This window comes from Flavobacterium sp. (assembly GCF_046296355.1).
In the GTDB taxonomy this organism is placed as follows: Bacteria; Bacteroidota; Bacteroidia; order Flavobacteriales; family Flavobacteriaceae; genus Flavobacterium.
Genome location: NZ_JBKBLM010000004.1, coordinates 111,341 through 133,351, shown reverse-complemented (window position 1 = coordinate 133,351; position 22,011 = coordinate 111,341). Strand labels below are relative to the sequence as shown.

The window sequence follows — 22,011 nt, the reverse complement described above, 5'->3', positions numbered from 1 at the left end:
TTTGAATTTACTGTAGTCGAAAGCAATTGTCCCAATAAATCTCCGGTGATGCTTTTCAAATCAGGTGTCATTTCTTTGGCATCTAAATTTCCGGACAATTTGATTTTAGAATTCAATTTTCCGTTAATGACTCCGGCTATGGGTGCAATTTTACTCATCATGTCTAGTTGGGTAAACGTTTGTTGAATATCAACGCCGTTTAATCCTAAATCCATGTTGAATTTGGGTGTTTTTTCTTTGGTGGAAACATCACCGTTAAACGCAATTGAACCGCCAAAAATATCGGTTTTGCCATTTTCTAAAGTCGCTTTTTGATCCTTGATAATCACTTTTCCGGAAACATTTTTCAGCACCAAATTGTCATACAAAACCGTGTTGGCTTTGGCTGTTAACGAACAATTCAAAAACGCAGGTATTTTCATTGGCTCACTGGCTTTAGCATCTTTCGCCGTTTCAGTTCCAGTAGTCATGAAATCACTTACCGCCAATTGATTTGAATTCAGATTGAAGTTGCCTTTCAGTTCTTGGTTTTTGAAGATAAAACCGTAGAAATTTTCTAAAACACCGGTTACGGCTAAATCGGTTTTGCCGGTGGTAGCATTGAATTGTTTTAAATTCACCCGACTTGGGTCAAAAGAAACTAAAGCACGACTAATTTTCATCGTTTTGCCGTTTTCATCGGTATAGTTGAATCCGGTTAAATCCATCGTGCCTGCATTTTTGATTCGGGCATAATCGCTTTTTTCTACCGATTGCATGTCGAATTCTGTGGTTACATCGGCTTTTAAAACTCCGGTTAACGGTTTGTCGAGTTTCACCGGATAAGCTTTGGTGACATTGGCCAAATTGATGGTGCCTTTGAGCTCGGCATTGACCAAAGCATTTTCGGCTATGTTTTTAATATTCGCTTTCGCATTGAACACATCTTGGTCGATTTGGAAAGAGAGTTTGTCTAAATTCACATAAGTGTCATTCATCAAACCGGTTTCGTTGATGATTTTGGTATCGATGATGATATTTTGTACCGATTTCGGCAGATTTGGATATTGGAACGAAGCGTTGTTGGAAGCAATATCGATGTTGAATTTTGGAACCGTAGTGTCGGTTAATTTTCCTTTAGCAAAACCTTTTACGGTAAAATCGCCACTGGTTTTCACCTCTTTCAAATTGCTCGAATATTGCGCCGGAATCAAGCCCAAAAAGTTTTTAAAGGAAGAAGTCGGTGTTTGAAAAGACAAATCATACACTTGCCCGTCGTCCACCATTTGGATAAAACCGTCGAATTTTAAAGGCAATTCGTTGATTTTGGCTTCGTTTTTCTTGAAAGTATATTTGCTTTGGTCTAAGTCGATTCCGAGAACTGCATCTAAAGAAACCGCTACATTTTTCATGTAGTTCACTTTGTCCATATCGAGCGAAACTTTCGTGGTAGTTTTGGTTACCAAATCCAATTTGGAAGCCGCAAAATCGCCTGTTCCCTCATGGTTGATGCTGTCTAAAACCATTTTGATTTTGGACTTCTCATCGTAATATTTGAACTTAAAATTTTCTACCGAATATTCTTTTATCGTTAGCGAAAGCGGTTTGCTTTTACTGTCGTCTGCTTTCTTTTCTTCTTTTAAAGCGATGTCGAAATTACCAACGCCGTCTTTGTTGAAAATGATATTAATCAATCCGTTTTTCGAATCGATGCCGTCAATTTGCATCGGTTCGTTTTCGCCGTTGAACAATTGGCCAATAGACATTTTCAGATTTAATTCTTCAAAAGCCACTAAAGTATCACCTTCAAACGGCGCTTTGTTGATGATAGAGAGTTTATCAATAGTCACACTCGCATTCGGGAAGTTTTTGAACAAACTCAAATCGGCATCCGCGAAAGCGACTTTGGCATCTACTTTTTCATTGATAGCCGTTAAAATTTTAGCTTTGATTTGGTCTTTAAAGAAATACGGAATGGCAAAAGCGGAAACCACTAAGAGCAACAAAACAATTCCGACAATTTTCAGGATTTTCTTTAACATGATGTGATAGATTTAGTTACGCATTGGCTAAACAAAAATAATGTCTTTTCGGCACAATGCGGTTACTATTTATAGAAGTTTTATGATTTTGGGCCAAATGAATTGTTGAGAAATTGTTATTAACAGTCGGTTGGTTTTTGCCGTTATTCTGAAATAGTTTTAGTTAATTTGTGCTTCTATGAATAAGCAGCATCAAGTCATTTTATCATTGGGCACCAACCAAGGCAATCGTCTCGAAAATATTGAGCGTTGTATCGCTGATTTGCACAAGGAAGTTGGCACCATAATTCGAGTTTCTAAACTTTATGAAACGCCTTCATGGGGTTTTGAAAGCCACTCGTTTTACAATTGTGCTTTGGTGATGAACACGAACAAATCGGCGCATCAGGTTTTGGAAGAAGTTTTGTTGCTAGAAGAAGCTTTGGGCAGAGTTCGCGAAGATGTAGCCGGTTACCAAGCTCGAATAATCGACATTGATGTGATTGCTTTTGACGAAGAAATCATCGCCTCCGAAAAATTGCAAGTGCCGCATCCCGAAATGCAGAATCGCTTGTTTGTGTTGTTACCGATGAAGGATTTGAATCTCGATTGGCGTCATCCTATTTTACAAAAATATTTGCATGAATTGTTGGTGTTGTCCGAAGACAAAAGCAATTGCAAAGTGGTGCAAAACCTCGAAATTCCGATTACCAAAATTAAACTCGACCATTTCAATTACATTGCCATCGAAGGAAATATAGGCGCCGGAAAAACGACTTTAACCAACAAATTAGCCGAAGATTTTAATGCCAAAACCGTGTTGGAACGATTTGCAGACAATCCTTTTTTGCCAAAATTTTACGAAGATCAAAATCGGTATGCTTTTCCTTTGGAGATGTCTTTTTTGGCGGATAGATACCAGCAAATTTCCGATGATTTGGCGCAGTTTGATTTGTTTAAAGATTTTGTAGTAGCCGATTATCATATTTTCAAATCGTTGATTTTTGCTAAAGTGACTTTGGCGGAAGATGAATTCCGTTTGTACAAAACGATGTTTGACATCATCTACAAAGAAATGCCAAAGCCCGATTTGTATATTTATTTGTACCAAAGCACCGAACGACTTTTGGCCAATATTAAAACCCGAGGCAGAAGCTATGAACAAGAAATTCCGGCGGAGTATTTGGAAAAAATCAACAATGGATATTTGGATTATATCAAATCACAAAAGGATTTGAATGTACTTATCATTGATGTTACCAATAGAGATTTCCTGAACAATCAGGATGATTATGTTTTTGTTTTAGAGGAAATTCGAAATAAAATTCAGTAATTTTTATCTCAACATGGCAAAATGCCCTTTAATTTCAGGCGTGGTGTCGTTAATTTTTGCCACAAACCAGAAATCGGTTGAGGGTAAAAGTGAACCGTTGTAAGTGCCGTCCCAAAAAGGATTATTTCGATTTAAAACCGTAATCAGTTTACCGAATCGATCAAAAATTCTTACTTCTGCATTAGAGAAGAAGCTAGCGCCTTTAATAGACCAAGTATCATTAATATTGTCACCGTTTGGGGTAAAAAAATCGGGAACAGAGATTACTATAAAGGTTTTTTGATCAAAGCCGCATTGGTTTCTTTCTTTGACATATCCTATATAGATTCCGCCTTCATTTACTGTGAAAACATTCGAACTTTGGTACGTAATATCATCCAAAGAATATTCAAAATCACCACTTTGTGTGGTGTTGATGGTTACTTCTAAACCATTAGTTTCTATGAAGGAAATTATCGGTCGGGCATTATAAGTAATACTGAAATTTTTTGTTTTAGAACAGTTTCCAGGTGGCGGTGTTGTTACCACGACAGAATAATCAGTTAAGCCATTACTGACAATAGTTTGCGTTGTTTCTCCGGTTGACCAAAGATAGATCATGTTAGGATTACCGGCACTAAGAACAGCTGTGTCACCTACGCAAAGGTCGATAGTTTCGTCAGTCACTATAGGCGAGGCATAAACCTGAATTTCAACAATTTCTCTATCAGAAAGACAACCATTATTATTGGCTTCAGCATAAAAAAAAGTATCTTGATTTATGTTGGGCACAACAAATTGAGTTCCGGTAAAAATAGGGGTTGTACTTGTTACACTATCATACCAAGAAACTATGCCCGAAGTGGTCACCAGATTGATAGTTGTGTTACTTCCGTCACATATGGAATAGGGTGAAGCTATTGTCAAAATTGGGGTTGGGGTTACCGAAGCGGTTATAGGAACTCTTGAAGTGTCAGGGCAACCTCCAGAATTAGCCGATGCGTAGAATATGGTGGTAGAAGTTAAATTGGGAGTGACAAAAGTATTGCCGTTGCCAATAGGCGTTCCTCCCGTAGGAACTGAATACCAATTGACGGTGCCGGTATTTGAAGTCGCTTGTAATGTAACAGAACCGTTACCGCATCTCGTAACTGCGGTTGAAGACGTGATGGAAGCAATAGTCAATATAGAACTGGTGGCGATATTTAAAGTAGGATCACCCGGAGTTCCGCCATATTCTACTATATATCCTTTGGGTTGGTAGTCTCCACTTGCTCCTCCTACATTGGATAAATCATTCCAAGAGCCTAATATTCCTACGCCCGGAGCGGTAATATGGGCATAATCTTCATCTCCAGCATTGTTTGGTTCTGCGGTATTCCAAAATGCGTAATTGTTGGTGAAGCCTGTTGAATTGCCATTCCAAAAAATAGTACCGATTTCCGGACCGGTCATCCATCTCCAAATTCCTTCCGTTTGCTCATCACTTCCGCCAATCCATCCTGCACCGGTGGTTTGCTCTCCTGAAATCTGTGCTTCTTCTGCTGAGGTTATGGTCGCCAAATAACCTTGTAATCCGTAATAAGTGCTGTTTTGTGCCGCTATTCTGGCTGCAGACCAGGTGATGCCCAAATTGGGAACATAAAGATAATAATGTCCGTTAGATGGAAGGTAATTAGCTTGCCCGATGGTTATGGAAAAGTTACGAGTACCGGTTGGATTTGCTGCACTTGAAGCAAATTCAATGTTTTCTATGGCCGCAACCAATTCTACATAAGTCGGTTGTGCGGTGATACCGGTCAAAGTTAATGTTCCTGTTGTGGCATTCCAGCCGGCGTTTATGTTGGGGTGAGTTCCAGTCAATGTCAAAGCATCATTTCCAAAATCATAACCGGATGAAATCTGTATGTAAATTGCATCAATTCCGGTGTCATCAGGATCAGTAATGGTCATATCGGTAACAATCTTCATCGATGTTCCGGGACAATAGACTTGATTCCCTACTGCAATTAAAGTTGGAGCGATATTAGTAGCTTGCATTTTGCCTAAAGAAAGCGAAGCACTTCCATAAGTGAGGGGTGAAGTGCATAACAATATTACTAGGAATACTAAGTAATTCTTTTTCATGGCCATAAAAATAATCAAAAATGGCCCTTTTGAATTATAAAATTATCTTAAAAAGTAAGGAAGAAATTTAAAATTTCATCTTTTGGAAAAAATCCCAAACTACAATTCCTGCACTAACGGATATGTTTAAGGAATGTTTGGTCCCAATTTGGGGAATTTCAATAGAACCATCACAAAGTTCGATGGCTTTTTGCGAAACACCATAAACTTCATTGCCAAAGACTAAAGCGTATCTCTTGGAGGAGTCAACTTTGAAATTCTGAAGAAAGACCGCATTTTCGACTTGTTCTATGGCAAAGACTTGGATACCTTCATTTTTTAGTTTTGCAATTACAGCGGTTACTTCCTTTTGGTATTCCCAAGTGACGGTTTCGGTTGCGCCCAAAGCTGTTTTGTGAATTTCTTTGTGTGGAGGAATAGCGGTAATGCCGCACAGGTATATTTTTTCAATTAAAAACGCATCGGCCGTTCTGAAAACGGAGCCTATATTGTGAAGACTTCTGATATCATCAAGAATGATACTAATGGGTGTTTTTTCGGCTTCTTTAAAGTCGGCAACCGATTTGCGTTCTAATTCTTTATTTTCAAGCTTTCGCATTTCTTTCTTTTTATTTTATACAATTGCCTCTCCGCAATACGGCAAAGATATTCAAAAAAAAAGTCCCGATTAAAATCAGGACTTTTTCGAATTTATAATTAAGTGCAATTAGCTTTTTGTAGGCTCAACTTTAGTTTCAGCCGGCAATACATTTCCTTTGATAGTCAAAACTTTATTTTCTTGACCTACTGCATTTGATTTTACAGTAACTGTTTTTTGGAAAGATTGTCCCGCTCTTGAAGTGTCATATTTCACTCCGATTACACCTCTTTCTCCTGGTTGGATTGGTTTTTCCGGTTTGGAAGGAACTGTACATCCGCAAGAACCTTGAGTGCTTTCAATAATTAATGGTTTTGTTCCGTTGTTAACGAATACAAATTCTCTTTTTCCGTCAGAGTTAGCAGGAACTGTTCCGTAATCGATAGTCTCATTTTCGAATAACATGCCCGGTCCGTCAACTTTAGGCGTTTCCACTTTTGCAGCAGCTTTTGTAGCCACTTTTTTTGCAGTTTGTGCGTTAGAGTTTGTAACACCAAAAGCAACTAAGGCAGCAAGTAAAATTATTTTTTTCATTGTATTATGTTTTTAAGTTTCTGAAGCAAATCTATCCAAAATATAAAACCGAGTCTTTTTTTTTACCTTAATATTAAATTAATTTTTTTTGCGTCAGCTATTCGACCTAAAATATTTAAATTCGCTATCTTATAAATTTAATACGAAATCCATTGTCAGCCAAAGAAACTCAGCCAAAGGAAACGCCTTTAATGAAGCAATACAACGAGATCAAAAGAAAGTATCCCGATGCGTGTTTGTTGTTTAGAGTCGGCGATTTTTATGAGACCTTTGGGGAAGATGCAATTCGTGCGTCCAAAATATTAGGGATCGTTTTAACCAAACGCGGTGCCGGTTCGGAAACAGAAACCGCTTTGGCCGGATTTCCACACCATTCTTTAAATACTTATTTGCCAAAATTGGTTAAAGCCGGACTTAGAGTTGCGATTTGTGACCAATTGGAAGATCCAAAAATGACCAAAACCATCGTGAAACGTGGGGTAACCGAATTGGTAACGCCGGGTGTTTCCATGAATGATGAGGTTTTAAATTCAAGAGCTAATAACTTTTTAGCTTCAATTTATTTTGGGAAGAAACAATTAGGCGTGGCTTTTCTCGATGTTTCTACCGGAGAATTTCTAACAGCACAAGGCAATGAAGAATACATTGACAAGTTGTTGCAGAATTTTAGTCCGAGTGAGATTCTAATCCAAAAAAATAACAAAGGACAATTCAAAGAAGCCTTTGGTGAAGATTTTAATGTATTTTATCTCGAAGATTGGGTTTATAAAGAAGACTACGCGGTAGAAACTTTGATGAATCATTTTCAAACCAATTCCTTAAAAGGTTTTGGCGTTGAAGAATTGCCTGATGGGATTATTGCTTCGGGTGCGATTCTTTATTATTTATCGGAAACGCAGCACAACAGAGTTCAGCACATCACCAATATCCAGCGCATAGCAGAAGATGCTTATGTTTGGATGGATCGATTTACGATTCGTAATTTAGAGTTGTACCACAGTCATTCTCAAAATGCCGTAACGCTTTTGGATGTGATTGACCGAACGCTTTCGCCAATGGGTTCAAGGTTACTAAAACGTTGGTTGGCTTTGCCTTTGAAGAATATTGATAAAATCAGAAGTCGTCATGAAGTGGTCACTTATTTAAAAGAAAATCAAGAAATCCTTCAAAAAATTCAATACCAAATCAAGCAAATTTCCGATTTAGAACGTTTGATTTCTAAAGTAGCTACAGGAAAAATTTCACCTCGAGAAGTGATTTATCTCAAAGAATCTTTAGATGCGATTATTCCAATAAAGACGATTGCATTGGAAAGCAAACAAGAAGCTGTTCGCGTTATTGGCGACAATCTACATGCTTGTGATTTGCTTCGAGAAAAAATAAAAACCACACTCAATCAAGATTCGCCGGTTTCGATTGCCAAAGGAAATGCGATTGCAACAGGAATTCACCCCGAATTGGATGAGTTAAGAAATATTGCGTTTTCCGGAAAAGAATATTTAGAAGGTATTGAAGCCCGAGAATCTGAAAGAACCGGAATTACTTCGCTTAAAATATCCTTCAATAATGTCTTCGGTTATTATATTGAAGTCCGAAATACACACAAAGACAAAGTACCACCAGAATGGATTAGAAAGCAGACTTTAGTCAACGCCGAACGATACATTACTGAAGAACTTAAGGAATACGAAACCAAAATTCTTGGTGCTGAAGAAAAAATCCACCAAATCGAAAGTCATTTGTTTGAACAATTGGTGATTTGGATTGGAACTTATATCAAGCAAGTGCAGTTGAATGCCAATTTGGTAGCCCAATTGGATTGCCTGACTTCTTTCGCGCAATTGGCAATTGAAAACGATTATGTATGTCCAATTTTGGATGAAACTTTCGAATTGGAAATTACTAACGGTCGCCATCCTGTGATTGAAAAGCAATTGCCGGTTGGTGTGCCTTATGTAGCCAATGATGTTTTCTTAGACAGAGAAACCCAACAATTAATTATGATTACCGGACCAAATATGTCGGGTAAGTCGGCGATATTAAGACAAACCGCTTTGATAGTTTTATTGGCTCAAATGGGAAGTTTTGTGCCGGCAGAAAGATTGAGAATGGGTGTAATCGATAAAATTTTTACTCGAGTTGGCGCCAGCGATAACATTTCGATGGGTGAATCTACGTTTATGGTTGAAATGAATGAAACGGCTTCCATTTTGAATAATATTTCAGATAGGAGTTTGGTGCTGTTAGATGAAATTGGTCGCGGAACCAGTACGTATGACGGAATCTCCATCGCTTGGGCTATTGCAGAATTTTTGCATGAAAATCCGGCAAGGCCAAAAACATTATTCGCGACACATTATCATGAGTTGAATGAAATGAGTGAATTGTTGCCGAGAATTCAGAATTATAATGTTTCGGTAAAGGAATTAAAAGACAATGTCCTTTTCATCAGAAAATTGGTAAAAGGCGGAAGTGCGCATAGTTTCGGTATTCACGTGGCGAAAATGGCCGGAATGCCGCAAATGGTGATTCAAAAAGCCCAAAAACTCTTGAAGAAACTCGAGAAAAATCATTCCAGCGATGCACTCAATACGATTAAATCATCAAAAGACGAGATGCAGCTTAATATTTTCAGCATGGATGATCCGTTATTAGAAGAAATCAGAGAAGATATTCTGAATTTAGATATCAATACTTTGACACCTGTTGAAGCTTTGATGAAGCTAAATGAGCTAAAAAGAATGTTATTAAAAAAATAACGTTATCGGTTGATTTTGCTAATCAGGGAATTAGATTTTCAAAAAGTTTTTTTCTAAAAAAGGTTTGTATAATTCAATTTTAGTATTACATTTGCATCCGCAATACGGTATAAGTATTGTCGTTCTTACAAAATTTGAAATGCGAAAATAGCTCAGTTGGTAGAGCGCGACCTTGCCAAGGTCGAGGTCGCGGGTTCGAGCCCCGTTTTTCGCTCAACTACTTATAATGCTTGGGTGGTGAAATTGGTAGACACGCTGGACTTAAAATCCAGTGACTGTAATGGTCGTACGGGTTCAAGTCCCGTCCCGAGTACAAAGCCTCTAACTTAATGTTAGGGGCTTTTTTTATTTTATTATCTTTAGATTTCTATGGGCACTTTTGTAATTAGCAAACGATTAAACGATTTCTACAAATTTGAGTTTGTCTCTAGGAAAGGGAAGACCATTTTCACCAGTAATGATTACGAGCTTCGCTTTGAATGTGAGGAAGCAATAGAGGCGTTTAGGGTTGCTGTGGATTCTCATCATTTCCTTAGGTTTAAAACCGCTAAGGGAAAATGTTTCTTTAAGTTGATGGATGAAGAAAAAGTTTTCGCAATAAGCAGAAAGTATGCTACAGAGTTAATGATGCAAAAAGGAATTGATGAAATAATTAAATATGGGGCAAAAGCTGAAATTCTTGATTTTTCTGCCGGAGACTCTATTTTTTCGGGGGTTTAATATTTAAAAAGGATGTTTTTTCGGAAAGTTATATAAAAAAGAAAGCCACGCATTGCGTGGCTTAATTTCTTACTGTAATTTAAAAATTACTTAGCAGCAGGAGCTTCTGTAGCAGGAGCTTCAACAGCTGGAGAGTCAACTGCTGGAGAATCAACAGCAACTTCTGGAGTTTCAACAGCTGGAGAATCAACTACAGTTGAATCAGCAGTTCCTTCAGCAGCAGCATCAGCTTGTTTACAAGATACTACAGTTAATGCAGCAACAACAGCTAAACTTAAAAATACTTTTTTCATCTTACTTAATTATAAAAGGTTAATTATTAATTCGGAGCAAAGATATAAATTTTTTTATTCGGAAAAACTTTTATTTAACTTTTTTTAAAAATCTCTATTTTGCTTCGGTTTTTACTTTACAACAATCATGCCAAAACTTAAGAATAGCTTAATTTTTTCTATTTTTTCTTTGGAGTTATGATTTTCATCTCTTTGATTAGATTATCTGCACCGGCAAATTTATCAATCACAAACAATACATAACGAATGTCAACCATAATATTTCGGCATATTTCAGGAGAATAATAAATGTCGCTCATCGTTCCTTCCCACACTCTGTCAAAATTCAAGCCAATTAAATTTCCGTTAGCATCAAGTGCCGGACTACCCGAGTTTCCTCCTGTGGTGTGATTGGTAGCAATAAATGCTACCGGCATTTTGCCTTTCACACCGTAATTTCCGTAATCTTTGGTGTTGTATAAATCAATAAGCTTTTTGGGAACATCAAATTCGTAATCACCCGGAATGTATTTTTCAATCACCCCATCCAAATAAGTAAACGGTTCGTAAACCACTGCATCATTGGGTTTGTAGCCTTTAATTTTTCCGTAAGTCACCCTAAAAGTACTGTTGGCATCGGGAAAAATACGATCGGATTTATGGCTCAATTCTAAGATGGCTTTCATATACGTTCTTTGCGTGGCCACATTTTTCAAATTGATTTCATCATATTTTTGTGCCACATTTTTCAAATAACCATCCGCCATGGCTTTAATTACTTGGAATCCTTTGTCTTTATTCAAATTTTCTAAAACGGTTTTGCTGTCACCGGTTAGTAATACTTTTATTTTGTCATAACTAACCAATTGCGATTGGGTAAAGACTTCGGTAGCCAAACTCGAGGCATTTACATTTTCAAAAGCACTAGGCAAAAACTGTTTCGGATAAGTATTAGCATAAATTCCAATCAATTTTTCGAATACTTTTTCGTCAACCTTTGCATTAAAATCTTTGTAAAAATCTCCTAAACCATTGATTAAATTGTTTCTTCTGTCGTTGAAAGATTGTTCTCCTTTGGTGTTGTAAATTTGCTCCAATTGGTACAATTTATACCCCAAACTAAGAATTTCAGTGTTGCGCAAAGCCACTTCGGTAAATACATCTCTCGCCAAGGCATAGTCTCTGATATCCCCATAATTTTTTTCAAAATCAGCCAATAAATTACCATATTCTGCTTGTTTTCCGGCCGAGCTAACTTTTTGTTGGAAGTTGGTTTCAAACGCTTTTTTGATACCAACTGCATTGGATTTTTTTAATCCTTTAGTTTCGCCCATCCATTTTTTCCACGAATTGGCAATGCTGGCATTTTTAGAGGCGTATTGAATTTTAATGGCGTTGTCTTTTCGCATGAATTCATTTTGTACTTTCAATGTGGCATCTCGAATCTCAACTTTAGCCGGATTCAAAGTAGTTACGATTTGCTCAACGGCCACCGCAGGCAAATATTCCTGAGTTCTTCCCGGATAACCCATTACCATGGTAAAGTCGTTTTCTTTCAATCCTTTGATAGAAATAGGGAAGAAATATTTGGGTTTGTAAGGGACATTTTCGGTAGAGTAGGCTGCCGGACGATTATTTTTATCGGCATAAATTCGGAACAAGGAAAAATCTCCGGTATGTCTTGGCCAAACCCAGTTATCCGTATCCGAACCGAATTTTCCAATGGAACTTGGTGGTGCGCCAACCAAACGAACGTCACGGAAAGTTTCAGTTACAAATAAAAGGTATTGGTTCCCGTCATAGAAAGTACGAATGCTGTTTTCTTGCCAAGATTCTTTAGGCAATGTTCGGCTCAAAACACCAATGTTTTCCTGGATTTTTTTCTGCTTTTCCGTTTCAGAAGACAAAGTGGTTACGCCTTCCAGAACTTTTGTCGTTACATCTTCAATTCGAATAATGAAGGTTACGAACAAGTCTTTGTTAGGCAATTCATCCTCCATTTTGTAAGCCCAGAAACCATCGGTCAAGTAATCGTGTTCTACTGTAGAATGACTTTGAATATTGTCATAACCACAATGGTGATTCGTTAAAATCAATCCTTTGTCTGAAATCACTTCGGCAGTACAACCACCATCAAAATGCGGGACGGCATCTTTCAAACTGGATTTGTTAATGGAATAAATATCATCGGCACTTATTTTCATGCCTAAATTTTTCATTTCGGTTTCGTTCATTCCTTTCAATAAAGAAGGAATCCACATGCCGCCTTGTTGGGCCTGGGTTTGAACAAAAACAAATAAGAGTAGCAGTCTTAAAAATTTCATGAGTTTGTTTTGTTTGTTAAGTTTATTTGTTTGTTTTTAGTTTGAGTTGTTACAAATGTGTCTCAAAATAACATCGGTCGCACCAATGTTCATTTGGACAAATGTTTCGCAAATATGTCCTTTTTCGTGTCGAATATCTTCGTTTGAAATTAAATTGTCAAAAGCATCATTGAGTTCACTTTGATTTGAAATCGAAATACAACCTTCCATATTGACCAACGCCGTAGCTTCTGCAAAGTGCGAAAAATTGGGGCCAACAATAATCGGAATCCCAAAAGTTGCCGGTTCTAAAATATTGTGCACGCCTGGATTTCCAAAACCGCCGCCAACATAAGCGATATCGGCATAACTGTAAATTTTGGTCAAAATACCGATGGTGTCAATAATGAAAACTTGCAATTCGGCCAAATTTTTTCCTTCTTTCTCCGAAAACAAAACGGTTGGTTTTGTGATTTGCGTTTTGAGATTTGAAATTTGTTCCGTTTTGATATTGTGTGGCGCAATGATGAATTTCACATTGGAATCGGTTTGATTGATGAAATTTACCAATAAGCTTTCATCTTTTGGCCAAGAACTTCCAATAACGATGGTCGTAGTGTTGTCCTTAAATTGTTGGATGAAATCCAAAGAATTGTCTCTCTCTAAAATGGAAACTACTCTGTCAAATCTTGTATCGCCTGAAATTTTTACATTTTGGTAGCCCAAAGATTGGAGTAATTTTTTAGAGCTTTCATTTTGGACAAAAAAGTACTCAAAGGTTTTCAATGCGTTGCGATAAAATCCGCCATGCCATTTAAAGAAGGCTTGCTTTTCTCTGAAAATGCCCGAAATCAAATAGGTTTTGATACTAGCTTTCTTCAATTCATTCAAATAATTCAGCCAATATTCATATTTGATAAAGAAAACCAAATCGGGATGAACCAATTTCAGAAATTCTTGCGCATTGCTTTTCGTGTCCAAAGGCAAATAAACCGTCACATCAGCAATCGCATTGTTTTTGCGAACTTCATAACCCGAAGGGGAAAAAAATGTGAGTACAATTTTATGCTTTGGAAATTCCTGTTTGATACGCTCCATCACCGGCAAACCTTGTTCGTATTCGCCTAAAGAAGCGGCGTGAAACCAAATGGTTTGATCTTTGGGATTGATTTTAGCCGCTAACGTATCAAAAACGGTTTTTCTACCGTCGACAAACAGCTTTATTTTGGGACTGAAAAGCGCCAATACTTTCACAAGTTGTGAAGCCAAAACCAGTAAAATATTGTATAAAAAAAACATCCCAAAAATTTTGATGCGCTAAAATACGTTTCTTTTGCGGAACATAGAATTCTACTTCAGAATTTCTTACTTTTGCTACTCATAATTTTTTAGAACATGAGAAAAATTCAGATGGTTGACTTAAAAAGTCAATACGAAAAAATAAAAGATACCGTTAACGCTTCGATTCAGGAGGTTTTAGATACCACAACTTACATCAACGGACCATTGGTTCACGAATTTCAGAAAAATCTTGAGGAATATTTAGACGTAAAACATGTGATTCCTTGCGCCAACGGAACTGATGCTTTGCAAATTGCGATGATGGGCTTGGATTTAAAACCGGGCGATGAGGTAATTACAGCCGATTTTACGTTTGCCGCAACTGTCGAAGTGATTGCATTGTTACAATTGACACCTGTTTTGGTGGATGTGGATATCGTAAACATGAATATTTCTATTGAGGCAATTAAGAAAGCGATTACGCCTAAAACCAAAGCGATTGTGCCCGTACATTTGTTCGGTCGCGCTGCGAATATGGAAGCGATTATGGCGATTGCCAAAGAACATAATTTATACGTAATTGAAGACAATGCCCAAGCGATTGGTGCCAATTGCAAATTCTCTGACGGAACTAAAAAGAAAGCGGGAACTATTGGTCACGTATCATCAACGTCATTTTTCCCGTCTAAAAACTTAGGTTGTTATGGCGATGGTGGCGCGATTTTTACCAACGACGATGCTTTGGCACACAAAATTCGCGGAATCGTAAACCACGGAATGTATGTACGCTATCATCACGATGTAGTAGGCGTAAATTCCCGTTTGGATAGTATTCAAGCCGGTGTTTTAAATGCCAAGTTACCTTTGTTAGATGCTTACGGAAAAGCGCGTCAAGATGCGGCTCGCAAATATTCTGCCGCTTTTGAAGGCCACAAAAATATTATTGCTCCGAGTATTTGTGATATTTGTGATTGTCACGTTTTCCACCAATATACTTTGAGAATTATCGATGCCGATAGAAACGGTTTGATGGAACATTTATTAGCGAAAGGAATTCCGTGTGCAATTTATTACCCAATTCCGTTGCACAGTCAAAAAGCTTATGCGGATATGCGTTACAAAGAGGAAGATTTTCCGGTAACGAATCAATTGGTGAAAGAAGTAATTTCATTGCCAATGCATACCGAATTAGACGACGAGCAAATCAAATTTATCACAGACAGCGTTTTAGAATATTTAAAATAGTTATAGGTTGTAGGTTGTAAGTTACAGTCAAGTTTAACTTATAACCTACAACTTACAACTTACAACAAAAAATAAATGAAAGTACTAGTAACAGGAGGTTTAGGTTTTATAGGTTCACATACCGTTGTAGAATTACAAAACCAAGGTTTTGAAGTAGTAGCCATTGATAATTTATCGAATTCTTCCATTTCGGTTTTAGACGGCATTGAAAAGATTACCGGAAAGAAACCGGTTTTTGAAAACTTTGATTTAAGGGAAAAAGCGGCAGTTCAAAATTTCTTCAAAAAACACAATGATGTTGTGGGCGTGATTCATTTTGCAGCCTCAAAAGCTGTGGGAGAAAGTGTCGAAAATCCGTTATTGTACTATGAAAACAACATCAATGCTTTGGTTTATGTATTGCAAGAACTGACGTCATTGCCACAAGCTAATTTTATTTTCAGTTCTTCCTGCACAGTTTACGGTCAAGCTGAAGTAATGCCAATTAATGAAGACGCTTCAATTCAACCGGCAATATCTCCCTACGGAAATACCAAGCAAATTGGAGAAGAGATTATTATTGATGTTGCTAGAGTTACCAATTTAAATTCCATCTTACTTCGCTACTTTAATCCAATCGGAGCACATCCAAGTGCCGAAATAGGAGAATTGCCTATAGGAGTGCCACAAAATTTAGTGCCATTTATTACTCAAACTGCTATGGGTTTGCGTCAGGAATTGTCCGTTTTTGGAAATGATTATCCAACAGTTGATGGCACTTGTATTCGCGATTATATTCATGTGGTTGATTTGGCGAAAGCACATGTTGTAGCTTTACAACGATTATTAGATAAACAAAATTTGGAGAAAGTAGAAACCTTCAACTTAGGAACCGGAAAAGGAAGTTCCGTTATGGAAGTCATTCATGCTTTCGAAAAAGTATCCGGTAAAAAATTACCTTATAAAATTGTAGCCCGAAGAGATGGTGATGTGATTCAGGCATACGCCAATACTGATAAAGCCAGAGAAGTTTTAGGTTGGAAAACCGAATTGTCTTTAGACGATGCTTTGGCTTCTGCTTGGAAATGGGAGCAAAAAGTTAGGAGTTAGTCCCAATTTATAACATCATAAAATTGCTTTTTAGGCAATTACATCTATTCGCTTCATGAGTGACAAACCCGATTTCAAATTACTTTTCTGTCTATTTATTGTAGCGGTAGTTTGGGGTACAACTTATTTAGGTATTCGTGTGGCGGTTGAAACCATGCAACCTTGGTATATTACTTCTACTCGTCAAGGTTTGGCAGCTTTAATTGTTTTGGCCATTTTATTGTATAAAAAACAATTGGCTTGGATTGGTTGGGAAAACTTTAAACTCCAATTCATACCGGCAATTCTGATGATTGTTTTGGCCAATGGTTTTACTACGATTGCCGAGCAAAGTGTGCCGAGTGGCTTAACTTCTATATTGAGTGCACTTTCACCTTTAGTCGTTTTTTTAGGCGGAACGATGATTGGGCAACAAAAGCTAACACTAAAAGGTTTCCTTGGTGTAATTGTTGGTTTCCTTGGTGTAGTTTTTATTTTCAAAGATGGTTTGGGCGATATTTTAGATCCCAATTATAAAACCGGGATTCTCTTTTTAAGTATTGCTATTTTAGCTTGGTCGGTCGGAACGATTTACACCAAAATGCATACCCACAAGTCGAATAACATTGCCTTGAATTTATTTTACCAATTTTCAATTGCAGCAATAATTCAATTTGTTTTGGCACTAATATTAAATCCTGATGTCGATTTCAAGGCATGGAGTGCCAGAAGTATTTTCGCCACTTTATACCTTTCCGTTTTTGGCTCGGTCATCGCTTTTTTTGCTTATCATTATGCTTTGAAAAGAGTTACCGCTACTCAGATTACGGTCTTGAATTATATCAATACGATTATCGCGGTTTTTTTGGGTTGGCTACTTTTAGATGAAAAAATCACCTTCGATTTCGTGATTGCAACTGGCTTAATTATTTTGGGAGTATTCATAACCAATTATAAAAGGAAATAAAAAATCCTCACTTTTGATGAGGATTTGTTTTTCTATTTCGCAGATTCTTTTAATTTTTTCGCGGCTTCTTCCAATTTCATGGCGCTTTTTATTTTGGCACTGTCAATTTCGGCTTTGGTTTTTTCTTTGATGGAATCCAATCTTCTTTCTGCTTTGATTTTGGCCGAATCAATTTTTTCTTTTACTTCTTCGGTTACAGCGTCTTGAGCGGCATCGAGTTTTTCTTTGGTTTCGTCTTTGCAAGAAGCTAATAAAGCTACTAAGGCAAAGGATAAAATTAACTTCTTCATGATAATTATGATTTAATTTTTAATAACAAATTCGGGTCAGGACAATTCTGCAAATAAAAGGGCAAGGTTTTCGAACTGCAAACTCCCGGATAATCTCCGGTTTTATTTTCCATATCGATAATGATTTGGAAATGCAAATGCGGTGCATAATCGCCATTAATCGGAGGTAAGCCCAAGGTAGCGATTTGTTGGCCTTTCTCGACAAAGTCACCTGCTTTTTTACCATTTAAACTATCTAAACTCAAATGACCATATAAGGTATGAAAAGTAAAGTCCTCAATTTTATGTTCCAAAATAATCGTCGGACCATAATCCCCCAAAGCGTCATTGTTTTGAAGACTGTGAATTTTACCTTCCAAAGCGGCATAAATGGGAGCAGAATCATTAACCCATAAATCTAAACCAATATGAATATTGCGTTCGTCGGTATTGTCATTTTTAAAAACCGTACTTCTTTGGTACAAATTTCGATGTTCTATATAACCACCAAATGCAATTTTAGCCTTATTTTGATTTAAATAATTCTGAATGTATTCCTCGTAATCTTTAGCGGTTGCCAATTTTTGAGTAACCAAATTTTCATTGGTTACTGATAAATCCAAAGCCACATAATCTGCATAATCAATATCATTGGATATGACCTTAGCTGATTCGGTTTTACTTAAGATTTCGATTAAATTTTTCATTAAGACGAAATCGTTTCTACTTCTCTGTCGATTTTATTTACCAAGCCAACCAAAACTTTTCCCGGCCCAACTTCCGTAAAACTAGTCGCGCCATCTTTAATCATTTGTTGCACTGATTGTGTCCATCTTACCGGAGCCGTCAATTGAATGATTAGATTTTTCTTGATTTCGTTGGCGTCAGAAACAGCACTGGCTGTAACATTTTGATATACCGGACAACTTGGAGTGTTGAAAGTTGTAGCTTCAATCGCTGCCGCCAATTCCTCGCGAGCCGGTTCCATCATAGGTGAGTGGAATGCGCCACCAACAGGCAATAACAAAGCTCTTTTTGCTCCGGCTTCTTTCATCGCTTCACAAGCTTTTTCTACTGCTGAGAACTCACCTGAAATAACCAATTGTCCCGGACAGTTGTAATTTGCCGCAACTACTATTCCATCGATAGAAGCACAAACGTCTTCTACAATTTTATCTTCTAAACCTAAAACCGCAGCCATGGTTGATGGGGTTATTTCACAAGCTTTTTGCATGGCGATAGCTCTTTGGGAAACCAATTTCAAACCGTCTTCAAAAGACAAAGTGCCATTGGCTACCAAAGCTGAAAATTCACCCAACGAATGTCCGGCAACCATATCAGGTTTAAAGTTATCTAAAGTTTTGGCCAAAATTACCGAGTGCAAAAATACTGCCGGTTGGGTTACTTTAGTTTCTTTTAATGCTTCTGCTGTGCCTTCAAACATGATGTCGGTGATGCGGAAACCTAAAATTTCATTGGCTTTTTCGAATAGCGCTTTGGCTACTGCTGAATTTTCATATAAGTCTTTGCCCATTCCGGTGAATTGAGCGCCTTGACCGGGGAATACGTATGCTTTCATTTGGATAAAATTAGAGGACAAAAATAAGGATAACTATTAAATAAAGAACATCTGATTTAAAATTGTAACTTTTAATGCAATTCTTACGTCAAATAGGAAACCTTTAACCCAAAAAACATGAAAAAGAACTTACTTTTTGTGATTCTATTTTTTTTACTGATTTATTTAACCATGCCGGTACTCAATTACGGCTTCTACAGTATTGGGATTTTACTTTTGTTGCTGTTGTTTTTCTTATTTTTCTTTTCACTCGGAATTACAACCGATGCTGCCAATAAGAAATTCATTGTCAATAATAAACCTAAAAAGTGGATCCTATGGACAATGGCAGTAGTATTGGTCTATGTAACGGTTATCCCTTTATTTACTTCAGCCACCTTTTTATACACTTCTCGATACCAAAAAATGATTGGTGAAGTCAAAAAAGGAAACGAAATAGCCAAACACATTGCGCCCATTTCTATGGATAAAATTAGAGTGGTCGATCAGAATTTAGCTTATTTGTTGGGTGAAAAAGTGATTGGTTCACAACCGGCATTGGGAAGTCAAATCGAACTCGGCAAATTTTCTATTCAAAAAGTCAATAACGAATTGTTTTGGATTGCACCTTTATTGCATTCCGGTTTTTTCAAATGGTTCAATAACCAAGACGGAACTCCGGGTTATGTAATGGTTTCGGCCACCAATGAACGAGATGTGCGATTGGTTGAATCGGTAAATGGTAAACCCGTTCGAATCAAATACCAACCTTCGGCTTATTTCCAAAGCGATATTCACCGACATGTTTATTTTAATGGATATGCCACTGTTGGTTTAGAAGATTTTGTATTCGAAATTGACGAAGCCGGAAATCCGTATTGGGTGATTTCTACTTATAAAAAAGAAATCGGTTTTTCGGGTAAAAATGCTACAGGAGTTATCGTTGTTGATGCGCAAAGTGGAGCCATTAATGAATATGCTATAGCCGATACTCCGGCCTGGATAGATCGAATTCAACCGGCAGTAATTATTGAAGAACAACTGAACGATTGGGGTGAATTGATAAATGGTTATTGGAATTTTTCCAACCGAGATAAGTTGCAAATTACGGAAGGACTGACTTTAGTGTACGGTAAAAATGACCGCTCGTATTGGTACACGGGATTGACTTCTGTAGGAAGTGATGAAAGTGCTGTTGGCTTTGTTTTAGTCGATACCCGAACTAAAGAAACTACGTTTTACAAGCAAAGCGGTGCTACTGAATATGCTGCCCAACAGTCGGCCGAAGGAAAAGTACAAGAAAAAGGATATAAGACTTCCTTACCAATTCCATATAATATCAACAATATCCCAACTTACGTGATGACACTCAAAGATGATGGCGGATTGGTGAAAATGTATGCCATGGTAGCGATTAACGATTACACGATTGTTGGAGTAGGCAACTCGATGAGAGAAACGTTAACTGCTTTCAAAAGCGCTTACAACTCTTCGGGGAATAAAATTAATCCGGGTGTTTCTAATGCTAAGAAAAGCGTAAAATCTATTATCACCCGTATCCAAAATGATGTGAAGAACGGCAACAGCTTTTATTATTTTACCATCAAAGATTATCCGAGTATTTTTGTGGGTTCAACCCAGGTTTCGGGAGAATTGCCTATAACAGTTGTGGGTGACAGTGTTGAGATTTCATTTGATATCGATGAAGAAAAAGTTGTTGATGTCACAAGGTTTGACAATAAAGCATACAAATAATCAAAAAGCCCTAACGATGAGTTAGGGCTTTTTTTATAAACTAATTGCTCGTATTATTTTTTTCAAATCGCCGCCGAGGGTTTCATTGGTAATTTTTCCGTCTTTGAAATTCTCGTGAAAACTCGGTAGTGAAAAACTGCCTTTTACCTCTGCGCCTTGGAAAGGCATTCGTTTGACTGCAATATCCAAAACACTTCCGCCGCCACGTGCTCCGGGCGAAGTGGCTAAGAGTAACATTGGTTTTTGTTGAAAGGTTTTGGCATCGATTCGCGAAGCCCAATCTAAAGTATTTTTGAATGCTGAAGAATAAGCGCCATTGTGCTCTGCCAAAGAAAGTACGATAAAATCAGCGCTGCCTATTTTGGCATAAAAATCTTGTGCCAAAGGATGAATGCCGTTTTCTTTCTCGCGGTCAACGGAAAACACCGGCATGTCATAATCGTTTAAATCCAAAACTTCAATGTCAACATTTTGAAACAAATTCGAAGCATAAACCGCCAATTGCTTATTGATGGAATTTTTGCTCGACGAACCACCAAAGGCTATGATTTTCTTCATTTTTCGTTGTTTAAATAATAAGTCAATGCACCCGATGGACACTTTTTGACCGTCTCGATTATTTTTGCTGTAGTAGAACCTTCAGGCGTAATCCACGGTTTTTCTTTGGGTTTAAATACATCAGGATTGTGTTTTACGCAATTGGCAGAATGCGTGCATTTTCCCGATTGCCACACTATGGTCACTTCGCCATTGGTGTATTCTTTGGTTAAGTCTTTCGGATCCATGATTTTATATTTTGGTGTTAATTTGAATTTGATTTTTTAGAATTTTTGATACCGGACATTTTTCAGCAATGAGTAACAATCGCTCTTTTATTTCGGATGAAACCTCATTAGAAAAAGAAATATCGCGAGTAATGGTTGTAACCAATTCGCCCTTGCTTTCCTGAGCTAAATTCAGCGAAATATTGATTTCAGGAATATCCCAACCTTTGCGGTCAATATACATTCTCAAAGTCGATAAAGTACAACCCGCTAATGAGGCTAAGAATGTTGAAAACGGGTCAGGCCCAATATTTTGTCCACCGACATTTTCAGGTTCATCCATCAATAAAGTGCCGTTGCGCCAAGAAATGGTACACAAGTATTTTTGCGTGCCAATAGTTCCTTCTACGTTATTTTCTAAAAGATTTGCCATGATGTTA

The 22,011-nt window shown here is 37.5% G+C and carries 20 protein-coding genes and 2 tRNA genes; 9 read left to right on the top strand and 13 right to left on the bottom strand.

Going from position 1 to position 22,011, the window contains the following annotated elements; genetic code table 11:
- Nucleotides 1-2,021 (bottom strand): AsmA-like C-terminal region-containing protein (locus tag ACK4HO_RS04045; protein ID WP_409662915.1); only part of this gene is annotated, 2,021 nt, incomplete at its 3' end.
- Between the two features lie 178 nt (nucleotides 2,022-2,199).
- Between ACK4HO_RS04045 and folK the strand changes: the two genes are divergently transcribed.
- Nucleotides 2,200-3,333, top strand: a complete 1,134-nt coding sequence (folK, locus tag ACK4HO_RS04040; RefSeq protein WP_409662912.1) for a 2-amino-4-hydroxy-6-hydroxymethyldihydropteridine diphosphokinase — start codon at nucleotides 2,200-2,202, stop codon at nucleotides 3,331-3,333.
- A gap of 3 nt (nucleotides 3,334-3,336) precedes the next feature.
- On the opposite strand, the gene ACK4HO_RS04035 is transcribed toward folK, so the two are convergent.
- The 3 genes from ACK4HO_RS04035 to ACK4HO_RS04025 all read right to left on the bottom strand — a co-directional run bounded on the left by ACK4HO_RS04035 (nucleotide 3,337) and on the right by ACK4HO_RS04025 (nucleotide 6,610).
- The gene (locus ACK4HO_RS04035; RefSeq protein WP_409662909.1) at nucleotides 3,337-5,439 is read right to left on the bottom strand and encodes a T9SS type B sorting domain-containing protein; all 2,103 of its coding nucleotides are present in this window, start codon (nucleotides 5,437-5,439) and stop codon (nucleotides 3,337-3,339) included.
- 67 nt (nucleotides 5,440-5,506) lie between these two features.
- Complete coding sequence (locus ACK4HO_RS04030) at nucleotides 5,507-6,037, bottom strand: RNA methyltransferase (protein WP_409662907.1); 531 nt, start codon at nucleotides 6,035-6,037, stop codon at nucleotides 5,507-5,509.
- Nucleotides 6,038-6,145: 108 nt separating this feature from the next.
- Nucleotides 6,146-6,610, bottom strand: a complete 465-nt coding sequence (locus tag ACK4HO_RS04025) for a DUF1573 domain-containing protein (RefSeq protein WP_409662904.1) — start codon at nucleotides 6,608-6,610, stop codon at nucleotides 6,146-6,148.
- A 152-nt stretch (nucleotides 6,611-6,762) separates the two neighbouring features.
- On the opposite strand from ACK4HO_RS04025, the gene mutS reads away from it, so the two are divergent.
- The 4 genes from mutS to ACK4HO_RS04005 all read left to right on the top strand — a co-directional run bounded on the left by mutS (nucleotide 6,763) and on the right by ACK4HO_RS04005 (nucleotide 10,089).
- On the top strand, nucleotides 6,763-9,369 hold the full coding sequence (gene mutS / locus ACK4HO_RS04020; RefSeq protein WP_409662901.1) for a DNA mismatch repair protein MutS: 2,607 nt from the start codon (nucleotides 6,763-6,765) through the stop codon (nucleotides 9,367-9,369).
- Nucleotides 9,370-9,510: 141 nt separating this feature from the next.
- Nucleotides 9,511-9,583, top strand: a tRNA-Gly gene (locus ACK4HO_RS04015).
- A gap of 14 nt (nucleotides 9,584-9,597) precedes the next feature.
- A tRNA-Leu gene (locus ACK4HO_RS04010) sits at nucleotides 9,598-9,682 on the top strand.
- 56 nt (nucleotides 9,683-9,738) lie between these two features.
- Nucleotides 9,739-10,089 carry a DUF1508 domain-containing protein gene (locus ACK4HO_RS04005; RefSeq protein WP_409662898.1) on the top strand — a complete coding sequence of 117 codons (351 nt, stop codon included), beginning with the start codon at nucleotides 9,739-9,741 and terminating at the stop codon, nucleotides 10,087-10,089.
- Nucleotides 10,090-10,175: 86 nt separating this feature from the next.
- On the opposite strand, the gene ACK4HO_RS04000 is transcribed toward ACK4HO_RS04005, so the two are convergent.
- From ACK4HO_RS04000 to ACK4HO_RS03990, 3 genes are all read right to left on the bottom strand, one after another.
- Nucleotides 10,176-10,382 carry a hypothetical protein gene (locus tag ACK4HO_RS04000; protein ID WP_409662895.1) on the bottom strand — a complete coding sequence of 69 codons (207 nt, stop codon included), beginning with the start codon at nucleotides 10,380-10,382 and terminating at the stop codon, nucleotides 10,176-10,178.
- 158 nt (nucleotides 10,383-10,540) lie between these two features.
- The gene (locus ACK4HO_RS03995) at nucleotides 10,541-12,685 is read right to left on the bottom strand and encodes a S46 family peptidase (protein WP_409662892.1); all 2,145 of its coding nucleotides are present in this window, start codon (nucleotides 12,683-12,685) and stop codon (nucleotides 10,541-10,543) included.
- 36 nt (nucleotides 12,686-12,721) lie between these two features.
- Nucleotides 12,722-13,963, bottom strand: a complete 1,242-nt coding sequence (locus ACK4HO_RS03990; RefSeq protein ID WP_409662890.1) for a 3-deoxy-D-manno-octulosonic acid transferase — start codon at nucleotides 13,961-13,963, stop codon at nucleotides 12,722-12,724.
- 96 nt (nucleotides 13,964-14,059) lie between these two features.
- Here ACK4HO_RS03990 and ACK4HO_RS03985 point away from each other — a divergent pair, with 96 nt between their 5' ends.
- From ACK4HO_RS03985 to ACK4HO_RS03975, 3 genes are all read left to right on the top strand, one after another.
- The gene (locus tag ACK4HO_RS03985) at nucleotides 14,060-15,190 is read left to right on the top strand and encodes a DegT/DnrJ/EryC1/StrS family aminotransferase (protein ID WP_409662888.1); all 1,131 of its coding nucleotides are present in this window, start codon (nucleotides 14,060-14,062) and stop codon (nucleotides 15,188-15,190) included.
- 75 nt (nucleotides 15,191-15,265) lie between these two features.
- Entirely contained in the window at nucleotides 15,266-16,279 is a 1,014-nt protein-coding gene (galE, locus tag ACK4HO_RS03980) for a UDP-glucose 4-epimerase GalE (RefSeq protein ID WP_409662885.1), read from the top strand.
- A gap of 55 nt (nucleotides 16,280-16,334) precedes the next feature.
- On the top strand, nucleotides 16,335-17,225 hold the full coding sequence (locus ACK4HO_RS03975; protein WP_409662882.1) for a DMT family transporter: 891 nt from the start codon (nucleotides 16,335-16,337) through the stop codon (nucleotides 17,223-17,225).
- A gap of 32 nt (nucleotides 17,226-17,257) precedes the next feature.
- Here ACK4HO_RS03975 and ACK4HO_RS03970 read toward each other — a convergent pair whose 3' ends face one another.
- The 3 genes from ACK4HO_RS03970 to fabD are packed head-to-tail and all read right to left on the bottom strand — an operon-like array spanning nucleotide 17,258 to nucleotide 19,073.
- Nucleotides 17,258-17,515 (bottom strand): hypothetical protein, encoded by a 258-nt coding sequence (locus ACK4HO_RS03970; protein ID WP_409662879.1) that lies wholly within the window; start codon nucleotides 17,513-17,515, stop codon nucleotides 17,258-17,260.
- 5 nt (nucleotides 17,516-17,520) lie between these two features.
- Nucleotides 17,521-18,201: a peptidoglycan DD-metalloendopeptidase family protein gene (locus ACK4HO_RS03965; protein WP_409662876.1), complete on the bottom strand. Its 681-nt coding sequence runs from the start codon at nucleotides 18,199-18,201 to the stop codon at nucleotides 17,521-17,523.
- Complete coding sequence (gene fabD, locus ACK4HO_RS03960) at nucleotides 18,201-19,073, bottom strand: ACP S-malonyltransferase (protein WP_409662873.1); 873 nt, start codon at nucleotides 19,071-19,073, stop codon at nucleotides 18,201-18,203. The genes ACK4HO_RS03965 and fabD overlap by 1 nt, the downstream gene beginning before the upstream one ends.
- Before the next feature lie 117 nt (nucleotides 19,074-19,190).
- Here fabD and ACK4HO_RS03955 point away from each other — a divergent pair, with 117 nt between their 5' ends.
- Nucleotides 19,191-20,807 carry a hypothetical protein gene (locus tag ACK4HO_RS03955; protein ID WP_409662870.1) on the top strand — a complete coding sequence of 539 codons (1,617 nt, stop codon included), beginning with the start codon at nucleotides 19,191-19,193 and terminating at the stop codon, nucleotides 20,805-20,807.
- A 33-nt stretch (nucleotides 20,808-20,840) separates the two neighbouring features.
- Here the strand turns inward: ACK4HO_RS03955 and ACK4HO_RS03950 are convergent, their stop codons facing one another.
- The 3 genes from ACK4HO_RS03950 to ACK4HO_RS03940 are packed head-to-tail and all read right to left on the bottom strand — an operon-like array spanning nucleotide 20,841 to nucleotide 22,004.
- Entirely contained in the window at nucleotides 20,841-21,365 is a 525-nt protein-coding gene (locus tag ACK4HO_RS03950) for an NADPH-dependent FMN reductase (protein WP_409662868.1), read from the bottom strand.
- Nucleotides 21,362-21,592, bottom strand: a complete 231-nt coding sequence (locus ACK4HO_RS03945; protein ID WP_409662865.1) for a (4Fe-4S)-binding protein — start codon at nucleotides 21,590-21,592, stop codon at nucleotides 21,362-21,364. The genes ACK4HO_RS03950 and ACK4HO_RS03945 overlap by 4 nt, the downstream gene beginning before the upstream one ends.
- 4 nt (nucleotides 21,593-21,596) lie before the next feature.
- Nucleotides 21,597-22,004: an OsmC family protein gene (locus ACK4HO_RS03940; RefSeq protein WP_409662862.1), complete on the bottom strand. Its 408-nt coding sequence runs from the start codon at nucleotides 22,002-22,004 to the stop codon at nucleotides 21,597-21,599.
- Nucleotides 22,005-22,011 lie beyond the last annotated feature (7 nt).